The sequence below is a fragment of the Corynebacterium sp. HMSC078A10 genome (assembly GCF_001811565.1).
GTDB classification, from domain to species: Bacteria; Actinomycetota; Actinomycetes; order Mycobacteriales; family Mycobacteriaceae; genus Corynebacterium; species Corynebacterium hesseae.
This window is the reverse complement of sequence record NZ_KV805221.1, coordinates 89,143-104,459: the sequence shown is the minus strand read 5'-3', so window position 1 is coordinate 104,459 and position 15,317 is coordinate 89,143. Positions and strand designations below refer to the sequence as shown.

The following is a 15,317-nucleotide window of genomic DNA, read 5'->3' as shown; positions in this document are numbered from 1 at the left end:
AGTGTGGCGCACCGGCTTAAAGATGGCCAACTACCAGGTTCCAATCCACTGTGAGCACGTTATCCCGCAGGCGGCGGTGTACCGGATGGATCGGAACTGTCTGCCGGAGTTCTTCGCGCGCCATGCGCCAGCGCACCCGCGGGCCATAAGGAGACCAGCCGGCGGCGCGGTCCCAGGCGGCGTCGGCCGCCTGCAAGAGCTCGTGGATCGGCTCACCCGGCACGTTGCGGTGGATGAGGATTTTGGGCAGGCGCTCCGCGATATCGCTGGGGCGCGCAACGTCGAAGGGATCCCAGGCGAGGGTTAGGGTGCGTGGGCCGGAGGCGTCGAGAAGCACCCAGGCCGCCCTGCGCCCCAGCTCGTCGCAGGTTCCCTCCACGAAGAACCCACCGGGGGCCAAGCGCGAGTTCACGGTGTTCCAGGCTTTCTCCACCTGGTCCACGTCATACTGGCGCAGCACGTTGAAGGCCCGCACCAGCTGTGGGCGGTAGCCTGCTAGCTCGAAGCCGCCGAGCTCAAAGGTCACGCCATCGCGCGGCGGCAGCACGCGCTCGGGGGAAATCTCCAAACCCGTCACCCGGGTATGAGGATTAACGCTGCGCAGCCAGCCGGCCCACTCCACCGTGGTGGTGTGGGAGGCGCCGTAGCCGACGTCGAGAGCCAGCGGTTCCTTAGTGGAACGCAGCAGCGAGGAGATTTCCGGGTGCGCCACCATCCAGCGATCGCAGCGGCGCAGGCGGTTGGGATTAGTGGTGCCGCGGGTAACAACGCCAAAAGGCCGACCAGCGCTTTCCTGAGCCTTCAGGTTATGCGCGTGATCGGCCATGGCAACAACTGCGTTGTAGAGAGCTGTTTAGAGGTTGTTGGAGATCCACTCTTCGGTGAGCTTGCCCTCGTTGGTGTAGAGCTCCTGCAGAGCCTCAGCAACCTTCGGTTCGATGGCAGCGCCCATCATCGGGATGTTGACGGAAACCTCAGAGACGTAATCCAGAGCGGTGGACTCGCCCTGGCCCTTGTAGGTGATGTCGCCCTTGAAGTCGACCGGGGTGCCCTTGACGTCAGCGGTGAAGGAGACGGACATCTGATCATCGACAACCTCGCCGATGGTCACGGTGCGCTTTTCCTTGAGGTCCTGGGAGACCATGGCGCGGACGGCCTCCGGGAGGAGGGAGGTCGGAAGAATCTCGTAGAGCACGGCGGTGTTGCCGGTGAACTCGTGCACGGTGCCCGGTTCCGGGGAGAGCTTGGCCACGATGAAGTCCCAGTACTCCTGGGTGGACAGTGCCTTGTGCACCTTATCGATGGGCTGGTTGATGATCACGGTGTTTTCGCTACGGGTTGACATGAGTTACAGACTACCTTGGTAGACGTGCTAGATAAATTCCTGACCCTCGCTGATATTGACGGAGTCACGCTTGATTCCGAGACCACCTTCGCCGATCTCACGACGCTGCGCATCGGCGGTGCCCCGCTGGTGACGGTGCGCTGCGCCAGCGCTGAGGCCGCCATCGCTGCGCTGGCAGCGCTTGACGACGCCTCCCAGGACTACCTCGTCGTCGGCGGCGGCTCCAACCTCGTGGTGGCGGAAGGTCAGCTGGAAGTCGTGGTGGTCATCCTCGACTTCGAGGACATTGACGTCTCCGTGGCCAGTGGCCTCGTGCGCGCTGATGCGGGTGCGGTGTGGGATGACGTCGTGGCTTTGTCCGTGGACTGCGGCCTGGGCGGTATTGAGTGCCTTTCCGGGATTCCGGGCAATGCGGGTGCCGTGCCGGTGCAGAATGTCGGCGCTTATGGTGCGGAGACCTCCGACGTCCTCACGCAGGTTTATCTCTACGAGCGCGCTACCCGGACCGCGACGTGGGTGCCGGCCGCGGACCTGGAGCTGGCCTATCGCTACTCCAACCTGAAGTTCACCGGGCGCGGTGTGGTGCTGGCCGTCGAGCTGCAGCTGACTACTGACGGCCTGTCGAGGCCCCTGCGCTTTGGCCAGCTCACCCAGAACCCCGGCGAGCGCCGCCCCGTGGCCGACGTCCGTGAGGACGTTCTGAAGCTGCGCCGCGGCAAGGGCATGGTGCTTGACCCAGAAGATCACGACACGTGGTCGGCCGGTTCCTTCTTCACCAACCCCATCGTCGAGCCCGAGCTTGCCGATTCCATCCAGGAAGCAGTCCGCGCCACCCGCGGCGACGAGGATGCCGACCGCATGCCGCGCCATGCGGTGGGTGAAGGAGGAGAAGGAAAGGAAAAACTCTCCGCCGCGTGGCTCATCGAGCGCGCCGGCTTTGCCAAGGGCTACCCAGGTGAAGAGTCAGGCGCGAAGGCAACCTTGTCCACCAAGCACACCCTGGCGCTGACCAACCGCGGTGAGGCCACCGCCGACGATATCGTTGCGCTGGCCCGCGACATCCGCGCCGGGGTTCAGAAGGCCTTCGGCGTGACGCTGGAGCCGGAGCCCATCTGGCTAGGGGTAGAAATATAAGTGCGAAATATTTAAAATAGCGTTGAATTACTAGTTCGCCGCAGGCAGTCACTAGCCGCCTGGAAAGGACCTCGCATGTACATCCCCAAAGACGTACTCTTTGCCATCCTCCTCTTTGCTTCGAGCCTTCTCTGCGTGGCGGCGATCCTATTGATCCCTGGACTGTTCGCGGAGTTCAGCGCAGCACGTTGCACCTTGATGGCGAGTGTTTTGGGGCTTGGCGTCGCCGGGCTGTTCGTCGCCCGTACCCAGATCCGACGCCTCGAGTCCTAGGACGGATAGGCCCCGCCCCGATGTCATGGCCATTTAGGCCATGACGTTGAGCCACTCTTCCTTGGCCGCGAGGAAGTTGCGTGCGGCCTCCTGTGCACCCTCGAGTGAGTGGTGGGCGCCCCAGCCGCACTGCACCTCGTTGGCGGCGGGAACCTCAGTGGCATTGAGGATGTCATTGAGCGCGCCGTCGACAGCGCGGAGCAGCTCATCCTGCTCCATGCCGTTGGTGATGGCGTAGAAGCCGGTACGGCAGCCCATCGGGGCAAAACCAATGAGCTTGTCGGTGTAGTTGCGCATAAAGTTGGCCATCATGTGCTCGACCGAGTGCAGTGCTTCGGTACCGAGGTGCTCTTTGTTGGGCTGGCAGAAGCGCAGGTCATACTTGATAATCTCGACCCCGCCGCCCAGGTCGGTGCGGTCGGCGACGCGGATATAGGGGGCGGCGACAAGCCGGTGATCGAGTTCGAAGGACTTTACGTTGATCTTGTTCTCGGTGTTCTTCTCAGTCATGCCTTCCCAGTGTAACCACGGCTCTGGCTGTGGCCAGAGTGTCCTTCCCCTGAATGCGGGCTGTGCCGCATACGCTGGTCAGATATGAGCGAAGAGGAGATTGACGGCAACGCTATGTCGGCCGAGGAGCCGGAGACAATCGTGCCGTTTAAAGGCCCGACCGTCCTGGAGGTCCAGGGCCACGATGAAGAACACAACCCCCTCGCCAAAGGTAATCGCCTGCGCAAGGAGAGCTGGGGGCTGGTCATCCGCCGCACGTGGAATGACTTCTTCCACGATGCCTTCATGGACCGCGCCGCCGGGATGACCTACTTCACGCTCATGGCTTTTGCACCAACGGTGCTGGCCGCCTACTCCATTGCCACGCTCATCTTCTCCTCCCGCCAAGCAGAAGTGGAGCAACTGACCTCAGAGCTCATCGAACAGTACGTCCCCGGTTCGCTTTCTGAGCAAGCCCATACGGTCGTCGGCACGATCATCGGCTCCAGCGCGCAGGGCACGTTGGCTCTGATCATCTCCCTGGCCATTTCGCTGTTTTCTGCCTCGGCGTATGTGCGGGCCTTCTCGCGGACAGCCAATACCGTGTACGGCCGGGTGGAGGGCCGCGGCATCATCCGCACGTGGGCGCTGATGTGGGGGCTGACAGCAGTCATCGTGGTCGGCGCGGTCATCGTGCTTTTTGCCAACTTGCTGCGTGATGCAGTTCTTAATGAGGGGCTGATTCCGCTTGCTCGCAACGTAGGACTAGAAGATGCCGCCACGTACCTGGTGCGAATCTTTCTCCCAGTGTGGAACTGGCTGCGCTTCCCAGTCACCGTGGTTGTGGTGCTCACGCTCATCGCGGTGCTCTATCACTTTGGCCCCAACGTGCGGCCCGGGCGCTTTAGGTGGATTACCTACGGTTCCATCGTGGCGCTCGTGGGCACGGTTGTGTCCTGGGGTTTGGTGGGTCTCTACCTGAAGTACCTTGCTGCGGCCAGCGCCTATGGTGCGCTGAGTACCGTCATGGCGGTCTTCGTGGCAATGTGGCTGATGAACACAGTGCTCATCCTTGGCATCAAGATTGATGCTGAGGTGCTGCGCGCTAAGGAGCTGCAGCTGGGATTGCACTCCGAGCGTTTCATCCAAGCCCCGCCGCGCGCCGAGAACTCATCCCAAGCCCAGGCCCGCGCCCAGGAGAGCTTGGAGCAGAGGGCGCGTGAGATTTCAGATAACGCGCGGCAGGTGCAGGACGAGCAGGCGGAGGAATCAGAGGAAGAACGCGCCTAGATGCCAAAACCTTGCCCCCGCGTTGCATGGATCGGCGATAAGTTTGGCAGATAGGGCAGTTGTGAAGCCGGGCGGTTACTGCACAGACTCTTCTGGAACCCGGCGTTGGCCCGCGGCCTTTTCTTGCCTGCGCTTGTCAATCAGTGCTGAGATAAGGAATCCAAACCCCATTACCGTTGTGGCCCTGGTTGACCACTCGTAGTCAGCGGAGAGCCACCCGATAAGGGAAATGACGCTGAGTGAGCCGACAGCTGTCATGAGGAATTTTTCAATATCCATGCTTCGTCCTCTGGTTCGTGGAAGTCTCGCATTTAGGTAAACGGTGTCTTATGCGAAAACTATCACGAGGCGAGGGGCGCAGGCAGAAAAAGAAGCCGAGGAGGCCCGCTTCTTAGCGGACTTCCTCGGCTTGTTCTTAGGGCTTGCTGTTAGGGGCTAGCGCCTTAGGCGGAGGGGTAGGTGCCGTCTTCGGTGAGGCGCGCGGAGTCGTCGAGAAGCATGGCAATCTCGGCGGCCTTGGCGTCGCGTGCCGGGAGGCGGCGGCCCTCGATGACCTCGAAGAGCGGGGCGCGGCCCAGCATGCCGGCCTCGAAGTGGGCGCGGCCAGCACGCAGGCGCTGCTCGGCCCGCTCACGCCACTGGGCGGCGGCATCCGCCCCGCGCTGCTGGGACACGGCCTGCTCGAACACGCCTGGGTGGGCGTAGACGATGAGCGCGCTGACATGGCCGAAACCAAGCGAGGTCAGTGCCGCGGCCTTCACGCTGTGGCCCGCCGCAGCGAGGTCCAGCGGGGAGCGCAGCCACACCAGGTTCGGCGCCTTCGGGGCGATGAGCGGGTCGACGCAGTCCAGGGACACGTTCGCTGGGATGCGGTGCGTGCGGAAGACATCGATGATGCCGCCAGTCTGGAAGAGCGCGGCACCCGCCTTGGAGTGGCCGGTGAGCGTTTTCTGGGAGATGACGAACATCGGCTGGTCCTCATCGCGCCCAATCGCCGGCCACAGCAGGGAGTGCAGCTCCGACTCGTTGGGGTCGTTGGCGTTGGTAGAGGTGTCGTGCTTGGACAGGACGCTGACGTCGTTTGGCGTCAGGCCCAGACCGCGCAGCGAGCGCGCCAGGCGGGAGTTCTCCCGGCCGCGGCCAGCGCCCAGTGCACCCAGGCCCGGGGCCGGGATGGAGGTGTGGGCGCCGTCGCCATAGGAGGCCGCGTGCGCGACCACCGCGAGCACCGGCAGTCCTAAGTCGGCTGCTAGTGAGGCACGAACTAGCAGGACCGTGCCGCCGCCCTCGCCTTCGAGGAAGCCGCCGCGGCGGCGGTCGTTGGCGCGGGAGATGAAGCGATCATCGATGCCCTTGGCGGTCATTTTCGCGGTCTCCGCGGTGGCGTTCATGTCACCGAAGCCCTGGAGGGATTCCACCTGGACATCGTCGATACCGCCGGCCACGACCACATCGGCCTTGCCCAGGGCAATCTTGTCCACGGCCTCCTCAATCGAGACCGCCGCGGTAGCGCAGGCGCCGATGGGGTGAATCATGGAACCGTAGCCGCCCACCAGGGATTGCATGGTGTGCGCCGCGATGACGTTCGGCAGGGCCTCCTGCAGGATGTCGGACGGGCGCTCCTCACCGAGGAAGCGGGTGACGAAGACCTTGTGCAGGGACTCCATGCCACCGATACCGGTGCCCTGCGTGGTAGCTACCTGACCCGGGTGAATGGAGCGCAGCAGCTCCGCCGGGGAGAAGCCGGCCTGGGTGAAGGCATCCACCGCGCTGACCAGGTTCCACACCGCCATGCGGTCGAGGGAGTCGAGCATGTGCTCCGGGATTCCCCACTTGGCGGCGTCGAAGTCATCCGGCATCTGCGCGGCGACGGTGCGGGTCAGCGTGGCCTTGCGCGGCACCTTAACGGTGGCACCCTGGCGGCGGGTGACCTGCCACTCGCCGTCCACTTCGGCGATGCTGACGAACTCCGGGTCCGCTTCTTGGATATCGCGGGCGGTGGCCTCCGAATCCACGGTGAAGGTGACGTCGCGGTCCAGGAAGACGGTGGTCAGGTCGATGGAGCCGCGGTCGGTCAGGTGGTACTTATCCGTCAGCGTGCGCACGCCGGAGCGTGCGACGACCTCATCGCGGAAGCGCTCGAAGATGTCCTCCTCGGCGATCTCTTCATCGCTCTCCACCACGAACCAGCCCGGGTGTGGATCCTCGCGCCATTCCACCAGTCCGGTCATCCAGGCCAGCTCCAGCACACCGGCGGCGGTGAGCTCCGCGGAACCATCGCGCTGCAGGCCAAACTCGGCCTCGAAGCGCGTGCGGCCGGAACCCCATGAGGAGACCTCGCCGATGCCGGCGATGACCACCATGTCCTCCAGGTCCGTGGTGACCTGGCCAACTTCTTCCTCCAGGCCAGGCTGTACTGCCTGCACCTGGTTGGGCAGCGCGGTGATGGTCGCGGGGGCGTTGTTCTCCTCGTGCGGAACGACGTTAGTCGGCTCCGCACCGGAAGCGAGCTCGGTGAGGGAGAAGCCCTCCAAGCCGCCGGTGAGGTCCTTCTCCACCGGGGCATGCGCTGCTTGCGCGCGCGAGTCGGCGCTGGCCAGATCCATGAGCTCGGTGGAAATCTCCTCCGGGCTCCACACCTTGATACCGGCCTTCTCGGCGGCGGGCACCAGCCCATCGTTGCCGCCCATGAGGTGCGTGCCAGCCACCCAGCCGATCTTGGCCTGCGCCAGGGTGACACCCTGCGGCCAGCCGGCCTCGACCTTCCACTTGTTGAGGATGGCATCGAGCGCGGCCTTGACCTCGCCGTAGGCGCCGTCGCCGCCGAAGGTGCCGCGGTTGGGCGAGCCCGGAAGGACGACGTGGCAGCGCTTGTCGACGTCCCCCTGGCTCAACCTCGCCAGCCCCGCAATGGTGCGCTCGACGGACCACAGCAGCAGGCGGGCCTGCGTCTCGGTCGTTCCGGAGGCATCCGCCAGCGAACCGGCGACACTCGGCGCGGCAAAGGGGAAGGCCAGCGTCGGGGTCAGCGCAGGCTTGAGAATCTTGACCTCGTTGCCCACGGACTCGCGCTGCTCGGTGCCGATCCAGTCGATGAGCGCGTCGATATCGCGGAAGCTCGACAGGTTCGCCGGGACCAGCCACAGGGCGGAACCGGCAGCGCCGTGCTCGGCGTAGAGCGTGCGCGCGAATTCCTTGCGGGCCTGGCTGACACGGGAAGCGGTCATGATGACGGTCGCGCCGCCCTCCAGCAGGCGCTCCACCAGCGCGGTGGCGATGGAACCAGGGGCAGCACCCGTGACCAGGGCAACCTCACCGGCGAACGCGCCGGGGGTGGTGTCCACGGCGGCCTGCGCGATGTCCTCATGCTTCCACCAGCGGGCCTGACGCGCCAGGTCCTCGCCGGCACCGCGGAAGCTCTCCACCGGGTACTCGGCCTGACCCAGCGCCACGCGGGCGAGGCGCTCGCGGGCGATGGCCCAGGAATCGTCGAAAAGCACGGCCTTGTTCGCATCGAAGGAAGGCGTGACGGACTTGAGCCAGCCGGAGCCGAGCTCTGCCTCGACGGCATCGATGACGGTGGTGTCAGGGGCCTCGATGAGCTCCGGTTCGGAGTCCAAGCCCAGCTGGGAGAGAACCTGGCGGGCGACAGTCGCCAGCACGCCGCTCTCACCGGTGACGGTCTCGGCGAAGGCATCGAGCGCAGCGGAGTCAACCACGGCACCGCCACCGGCACCACCGGCGGCCGCGCCCTTGGACACGGATGCACCGTGGGTAGCGGCGACGGCTTGGACGGCGGCGTCGATCAGCTCGTGCGCCGCGGACTTCGAGGTAGCGCTCGCCGGCACGGTGCTCAGCGAGCCGCCGCGCACGGAGTCCTCCTCGCGGGAGCCGAGCAGGATCTCTGCCTCGACGTGGGCAACCCAAGACTCGGGCAGGCCCCAGGTGCCGGTGACGTAGTCCGCCACGGCGGTGGGCTTGAGGCCCGCAGCGCCGAAGAGCTGGCGCAGGCGCGCGCCGACGGCCTCACCCAGCACCGGGCCGAAAGCGGAGTAGCCCGGGGCGGCGGTGGCGACCTTCTCGCGGAGCGTGGCCACGTCGGCATCGGCGGCACCATCGATGGCCGGCACGCCGATTTCCGCGGACATGTCCATGAGCAGCTGGTTACGGCGCGAGGACACACCGTTGGTCAGCTCCTCCACGGTGTCGGAGTCCGCGATCTGATCCACGCGGATCTTGTTCTGGAAGGCGAAGAGCACCATGATGGCCTCCGCCGCGCCGAAGCGCAGCTCGGGGGCGTCGCCGGAGGCGGCGGCTGCGGTAGGCGCAGGAGCAGGTGCGGCAGCTGGCGCGGCCGCAGCCGGAGCCTCGGCAGCCTCGGCTGGTGCCTCGTTGGCTTGTGGTGCCTCCTCGGCGTCGGATTCCGGAGCGGGTTCGGCGGCGGGGGCTTCGGAGACGTCGGCAAGCATGACCTGCTCTTGGTCGCGCTCCACGTTGAGCACGCGGATGGTGCCCTCCGGGATGCCGGCGACGGCTAGCGAGCGGGTGGCCAGGTTGGTCAGGGTCGGGGAAGAAGCCAGGCCGACCTCGATGATCTGCTCGACCTTGCCAAAGAGGAGGTCCTGGGTCTCAATCCAGCGCACAGGTGAGGCGAACTGCCAGGACAGCAGCTCAATGAGCAGCAGGCGGGCGAGCTCGTGCTCGGAGAGGTCCTCCACCTTCAGCCCGTCCAGCTTGCCGGAGGGTGCCAGCGGGGCCACGGCGTCGACGAAGTCCTGGGTGAGCTCGAAGGGGCGGGCCACCAGGTTCGGGATATAGCGGCCTACCAGGGCATCGAGGTCCAGCTCCTGTGGCAGGAGCTCGTCGAGTTTTTCGGCGAAGGCCGGAACACCCTCGCGCAGCACGCGGGAGTGGAAAGGCACGTCGATGCCCGGGACCATGACCGCCGCGCGCGGGGCGATGGCATTGGCCTTGTCCACCAGGGCCTTGAGCCCCTTCTTGGTGCCGGCGACGGAGTACTGCTGACCGCGGATGTTGTAGTTAACAATCTCCAGGAACTCGCCGGTGGCCTCGGCGACCTCAGCCACCCAAGCGTCGACGCTGTCGGCATCAATACCAGCCATGTTCGGGCGCAGTGCCGCCATGGCGTATTCGGAGTTACCCTCCGCGTCGCGCGGGACCAGGCTGCCCATGGCGGAGCCGCGGGAGTAGACGATGTCGATGACACCCTCGAGGTCGAAGATATTCGCCAGCGAGGCCAGCGCTGTGTACTCGCCCAGGGAGTGGCCGGCGAAGTAGGAGGTCGGCGCCAGAGCGTCCTCGGCGCGCAGGCGCTCGGTCTGGGCATAGGCCACCACGGCCAGGGCCACCTGCGTGAACTGGGTCAGGTGCAGCACACCCTGCGGGTGGCGGAAGGTAGTTCCGCGAACGGTGAGCTCCGTCGGGTTCTCATCGATGATCTTCTGGATGCTAAAGCCCAGGTTCTCGCGGGTATGCGCATCGGCACGGCGCCACGCCTCGCGCGCTGCCGGGGAGGCCTGGCGGTCGCCCTTGCCCATGCCTTCGGCCTGGATGCCCTGGCCGGGGTAGACGTACGCCGTGGTCGGCGCGGCGAGCAGAGCCTGGCCGCGGGAGACCACCTCGCCGTCGATGCGGCAGGTGACCTCGAGGGCCTCATGGATACCCTTGCGGCCGACGCGCTCGACGGTGACCTCGATGTCATCGCCCAGCTGCACCATGCCGTACATGGAGTAGGTCCAGCCCACCACGCGGCCGTGGCGTCCGGCCACTTGCTGCGCGGCGGCCGAGAGCCACATGCCGTGCACCAGCGGTGCCTGCAGGTTCACCAGTTGGGCAGCGTTATAGGAAGTGTGGATCGGGTTATAGTCGCCGGAGACCAGCGCGAAGGGCGTCATGTCCTGCGGGGCGGTGACGGTGGCGCGGTCGACGAAGGAGCGCGGCGTCGGCACCACCTTGGTGGCGGACTTGCCGCCGCCCCACTCCGGTGCCTGGCTCGGCGCGGCGGTGCCGGTGGCGCGGCCGCGGATGGCAAAGCGGTGCATCTGCGTGGCCACGACATCACCGGAAGCGTGGTCCTTGAGCTCGAGCTCGACCGTGACGATGCGCCCAGAGACAGATTCCTCGATGGCGGTGCAGGAGGAGGTGACGTCGATCTGGCGGCCGTCGGCAAGCTGCTCCAGCGGCACGCGCAGGTCGATGACGTGGTCCAGGTGCACCGCGTTGAGCAGGCCCTCGATGACGGGGTAGCCATCCTCCAAGCGCCCGGAGCCGAGCGCGGCATAGATGGCCGGCCAGCAGGGACCGACCAGAACATCCGGGGTGCCGGCCTTCTCGGCTGCAGCATCGCCGCAGGTCACCGCGCTGTGTGCGGAGAGCAGCGAGGCGGGGAAGTGGAAGGAGTAGCCAGACTCGACGGTGGGCATCTCCGTGATCTCATCGCCCTGCTCCGCCGTGGAGCCGACACCAGCCAGGCCCTCCAGGAGGGTGAAGACGGAGTTGGGCAGGCGCTCCTCGGAGACCACCGGGGAGCCACCCGTGGCCACGTCCTCCGGCAAGTCTACTGGGACGGTGACCTCGCGAACGTAGAAGGGGCGCTGCTCCTCCGGCAGGTCATCCCAGTAGGAATCCGCGGTGATGACGATCTCCCAGTTGCCCTCGGCATCCTGGCGCAGGTCGAAGGCGTTCTCATCCATCTCATAAGCCGGGTTGGCCATGAGGTGGCCGTGCCACAGCAGGGTAGGAGAAGTACGCAGGAACGCGGCCTCATCGGCGGCGGAGTTCAGGCGGGAGAAAGCCTTCTGCGGGGTCGAGCCCTGCTCCAGCAGCGCATCCGTGGTGGCCTGTTCGAAGCGGGCAAGCAACTCTGCCACCGGCTCGTTCTTCTTGGTAATGCCTGCCACGGCTACCGGGCCCGGGATGATGCGCACCTGGTCGGCGGAATAGCGCTCATCCTGCGCCTGCCACAAGGTGTCCTTACCAAACCAGCTCTTGAGATCACCATCGATGGCGGGCACCCACGGCATGGGCTTGACGTGCTTATAGTGCAGCGAAATCCACCAGGCGGCATCGCGCGCGGAGACCTCGGTGGTACGTGCGGCGGGGTATTCGGCCAGCAGCTTAGCGACGGCCCGCGGGGCATCGTGGACGTCCTCAACGCTGGTGAAGAGGGTTTCAATCTGGCCGTGGTCCGCCGGGTTCAGGCGGGCCTCGACGCGGTGGAGGAGATCGAGGAAGCGGTCATCCCAGCTGGGATCCACGAACGGGTGGGCCAGCTCCACGAAGCGCTCGAGCCACTCCGCGTAGGTCATGGACTCCACATCGCCGAAGTAGGGTTTGCAGGTCTTGGCCAGGGCGTCGATGATCTCCTGGCGGTGCGCCGGGTAGTCCTCGATGTTCAGGGAAGTAATCAGGCGCGAGGCCGCCGCGAAGGAATTATCAAGGTCGTGGATGTCCGCCAGCAGGTGGGACTGCGAGGACGCCACGCCGTGCGCGCCGGTTCCGCGGCCGACCCAGCCATCGTTGTCCTCCGGGGAAATGCCGGTGGTGTTGACCAGCAGGTCCTTGACGGAATCCGTGGCCTTGGCTTCCTTGGTGGCCATGGCGACGGTGCCGATGAAGACGGCGTCGACAGGCATGGCGGGCAGGCCGTGTTTTATCGCCCACTCACCGGTGAGGTAGGAGGTGGCGCGGTCCGGAGAGGCGATGCCGCCGCCGACTGCCAGGTAGACGTTGGGGTGCTGGCGGATTTCGGCGTAGGTATCCAGCAGCATGTCATCCAGGTTGACCCAGGAGTGGTGGCCGCCGGCGTGGCCGTCCTCGACCTGCATGATGATGCGGTCCTCCGGGTAGGCCGTGGCGATGGCCAGCACATCCCGGATCTGCTTTGCGGTACCGGGCTTGAAGGAGATGAAAGGGAAACCGTCGGCGTGGAGGCGGTCCAGCAGCTCGCCGGCTTCCTCTACCTCCGGAATACCGGCGGAGATGCACACGCCGTTGAAAGCCGCACCGGCCGCGCGGGCCTTGGGCACGATGCGCGCCTGGCCGAAGTGCAGGTTCCACAGGAAGCGGTCGAAGAACATGGTGTTGAACTGTGCCGTGCGTCCGGGGCGCAGGTGCTTTTCCATGGTGGCCAGGTGCGAGCGGAAGACCTCATCGGAGTACATGCCGCCGCCGGCCATCTCCGTCCAGTGTCCGGCGTTGGCCGCCGCGGCCACGATCTCTCCATCAGCAGACGTCGGCGTCATGCCGCCCAGCATGATGGGAGACAGGCCCGTGAGGTCGGAGAAGCGGGTCTGGGTATAGGTGCGCCCGTTCGGGAGTTCGATGGTGCGCGGGGCGAAGTCGGCGTAGTTGAGGGCCTTGGGCAGTTCAGTGCCTGGTGTGGCCAGCGCATTGAGCTCCTGCGGGGTGGCGGCCGAGATCACCGTGACACCCGTGCCTTCCACCACGCGGCGGGTGAGGGTGGTCAGCGCGCGGTCCAGAACAATGAGGTGCTCGGAGTTGAGTTCGGCCAGCGTGGCCGGCCAGTCGTGTTCGTTGACCAGGATGGCCTCGGCCTGCGCGCGGGCCTCATCCACGTCGAGGCCGCACTCCTGAGCCAGCGCCACGGTGCGCTCGGCGGCCGGAGCGAGCACCGGGTTGTGGAAAGGAAGAGCCACGGGCAGTTCATCAAAACGCGGGCTGAGCTCATCACCGCCGACGGTGCGCTTCTCCAGCTCAGCGTTGAAGCTCTTCACGGCCTCGTCGATGGCGGTGCGGGTGGCAGCCAGGTCCTCCGGGCTGCCGGACAGCGCAAAGTGGCGGCGGCCGTTGACCACGGCGATAGCGGCGGTGCCGTGCAGGTGTTCAGTGACGAAGCTGCGCTCCAGGCCCCGGATGGACAGCATCTGGGAGCGCGGATCGGCGCCATTGACGGCGCTGGCGGCGGTGCCCATCAGGATCGCTAGGGCCAGGGCTTGCGCTGGCTTGTCGACGGCCAACGCGCCCAAGCTGCCCTGCGAATGCCCAGCGCGCTCGTCGATGTCGACGCCCAGGTCGCGCAGCTGCTCGATAGCGGCAATCTGGCCGAGGACGATGCCGGGGATGGAGACCGCCGGCAGGGCGTCGAGGGAAGTGGACTCGGTGGCACCAGCAATGAGCTGCTCGAGGCGCTCGAGGGCGCCGGGACAGGTGGAGGCGATGGTGCGTGCGGCGGGGCCGGTGAGGCTGCGTGCCTGGGCGAGGGTCTCGCGCAGGGTGTCAGCAGTGGCGGCAGACTGCGCGGCGGTGGTGATGAAACCCTGCCAATCGGAGCCTTGTCCGGCGAAAAGTACGGCCGGGCGGGGCATGGAATGCAGCATAGTAACAGGCATCTTTCCTCTTTTGAGCTGATGGGGAACGGTTTTATGACAAGCTGCGGGCAGAATTAGTTAGCCCTACAGAACAATCATGATGAGCCACCGTAGTCGAAGCCCTTGCGCATAGGTGTCTCCCGCGCGGAAAATGTGAGGTTTTTCTCACGTTTGGGTGCGGGTGCACTCTTTAGGGTCCTGCCGCGCGAAATTGCGCAACCTTTTGTATTCTTGGCCTCACTGCGGCGGCTCGGGGAGGAGTGGGGTGGCTCAGCAACGGTTCGCGCAGCATAGAGAAAAGAAAATCAAGGGGGGACAATGTCTCAATCAGCAACCAAGAAAACAATCAAGACACCGGCTCGGATTAGTAAGAGCCGAGTTATCAAAACCATGACCAAGCTGGCAGGCAAGCTTGAGGAAGATTCCTCAACCGGCATGCCGACCATCAAGATTGCCGGCGGATTCTTAAGCATCGACGTCAACGAGGAAATGGGTGGCCTCTGCGTGCTCGGGTATTGGGGTGGCGCGGTGTGCTTCGATCCGGACCGGCAGCCTTTGCGCATGGAGATCAACGATCTCAACGGCGGTGGAATCTCCGGCAACCTCGTGGCCGAGCCCTGTGGAAGCTCCGACATGCACACCCACTTGCGGATCTTCGCGCCGCCCTATCTGTCGTCAACGGCCACGAATGCTCAGCTAAAGAGCATCATCGCGGGCTATGCGGCCGAGATGTCGGCGGTCTTCGCGCGCCTGGATGAGCAGTTTCCGGAGCATCCCTCGAAGCCGCGCAAAGGGGCCGGGATCAAGCCGGTCTCTCCCCACTATTTCAGCGAAGCTTATGGTGTTTCAGTAGTGGGGATGTGGCGGGTCCACGAGCGAGCTACGCGCCTGGCGATGGTCGGCACGCCCGTCCACGTGGTGGATCACCGGAATGGGGCGGTGAGCATCCTTATCAATGAACACGCGATCACTATTGAATCCGCTCGTGATGGCTCCGGAGATATTGAGCTCAGCCTCGTCACTCCCTCCGGCCGCTGTGCCTGCGACCTTGATGCGCTCGTGCGCTGGGCTGAGTTTATGAATGGCGACCAGTACGCCTACTCAGCGCGCATCGAGGTAGTGAACCTCGATGGCGGCGAAGAGCAGGATCTCGTCCTGGTGACCACGGCTCGTATCCCCACGAAGTGGGGCTATACCGATGAGCAGCTGGACTGGCAGCTCAGTGCGTTGGTGAGCCAGCTTGTCCGGGTCGGTGAAGCGTTCTACCGAACCTTCAACCCTATGCGCGTGATGCGCTATATCGACCGCGCTGCCTAGGCCGGTGCCTCTTCTCCAAGCAGCTTCAGGAGGTCCTTCTGTACTTCGCGGCGGCGGACCTTCCCCAGCTGGTCGGAGGCCAGGTGCTCGAAGTGGTAGAAGGTGCGCGGCACCTTGTA

General features: G+C 65.3%; 9 protein-coding genes. 4 read left to right on the top strand and 5 right to left on the bottom strand.

The features are described from left to right. Positions 1 to 16: 16 nt before the first annotated feature. Together HMPREF2808_RS10045 and HMPREF2808_RS10040 are read right to left on the bottom strand one after the other, a co-directional pair. Positions 17 to 826, bottom strand: coding sequence for a class I SAM-dependent methyltransferase (locus HMPREF2808_RS10045; RefSeq protein WP_070624576.1), 810 nt, complete (start codon positions 824 to 826; stop codon positions 17 to 19). Between the two features lie 27 nt (positions 827 to 853). Further along, positions 854 to 1,345: a DUF2505 domain-containing protein gene (locus HMPREF2808_RS10040; protein ID WP_070521152.1), complete on the bottom strand. Its 492-nt coding sequence runs from the start codon at positions 1,343 to 1,345 to the stop codon at positions 854 to 856. Positions 1,346 to 1,369: 24 nt separating this feature from the next. On the opposite strand from HMPREF2808_RS10040, the gene HMPREF2808_RS10035 reads away from it, so the two are divergent. Beyond that, positions 1,370 to 2,479, top strand: a complete 1,110-nt coding sequence (locus HMPREF2808_RS10035; protein WP_070624575.1) for a UDP-N-acetylmuramate dehydrogenase — start codon at positions 1,370 to 1,372, stop codon at positions 2,477 to 2,479. Between the two features lie 75 nt (positions 2,480 to 2,554). Further along, positions 2,555 to 2,752, top strand: a complete 198-nt coding sequence (locus HMPREF2808_RS10030; protein WP_070533977.1) for a hypothetical protein — start codon at positions 2,555 to 2,557, stop codon at positions 2,750 to 2,752. 33 nt (positions 2,753 to 2,785) lie between these two features. On the opposite strand, the gene HMPREF2808_RS10025 is transcribed toward HMPREF2808_RS10030, so the two are convergent. Next, on the bottom strand, positions 2,786 to 3,262 hold the full coding sequence (locus HMPREF2808_RS10025) for an S-ribosylhomocysteine lyase (RefSeq protein ID WP_070521145.1): 477 nt from the start codon (positions 3,260 to 3,262) through the stop codon (positions 2,786 to 2,788). Between the two features lie 84 nt (positions 3,263 to 3,346). Here HMPREF2808_RS10025 and HMPREF2808_RS10020 point away from each other — a divergent pair, with 84 nt between their 5' ends. Next, on the top strand, positions 3,347 to 4,531 hold the full coding sequence (locus HMPREF2808_RS10020; RefSeq protein ID WP_232748550.1) for a YihY/virulence factor BrkB family protein: 1,185 nt from the start codon (positions 3,347 to 3,349) through the stop codon (positions 4,529 to 4,531). Positions 4,532 to 4,606: 75 nt separating this feature from the next. Here the strand turns inward: HMPREF2808_RS10020 and HMPREF2808_RS10015 are convergent, their stop codons facing one another. Together HMPREF2808_RS10015 and HMPREF2808_RS10010 are read right to left on the bottom strand one after the other, a co-directional pair. After that, a complete protein-coding gene (locus tag HMPREF2808_RS10015; protein ID WP_070533974.1) occupies positions 4,607 to 4,810 on the bottom strand; it encodes a hypothetical protein in 204 nt (67 codons plus the stop codon). A gap of 164 nt (positions 4,811 to 4,974) precedes the next feature. Then, on the bottom strand, positions 4,975 to 13,902 hold the full coding sequence (locus HMPREF2808_RS10010; RefSeq protein WP_070624574.1) for a type I polyketide synthase: 8,928 nt from the start codon (positions 13,900 to 13,902) through the stop codon (positions 4,975 to 4,977). Between the two features lie 369 nt (positions 13,903 to 14,271). Between HMPREF2808_RS10010 and HMPREF2808_RS10005 the strand changes: the two genes are divergently transcribed. Then, on the top strand, positions 14,272 to 15,198 hold the full coding sequence (locus HMPREF2808_RS10005; RefSeq protein ID WP_070624573.1) for a hypothetical protein: 927 nt from the start codon (positions 14,272 to 14,274) through the stop codon (positions 15,196 to 15,198). Positions 15,199 to 15,317 lie beyond the last annotated feature (119 nt).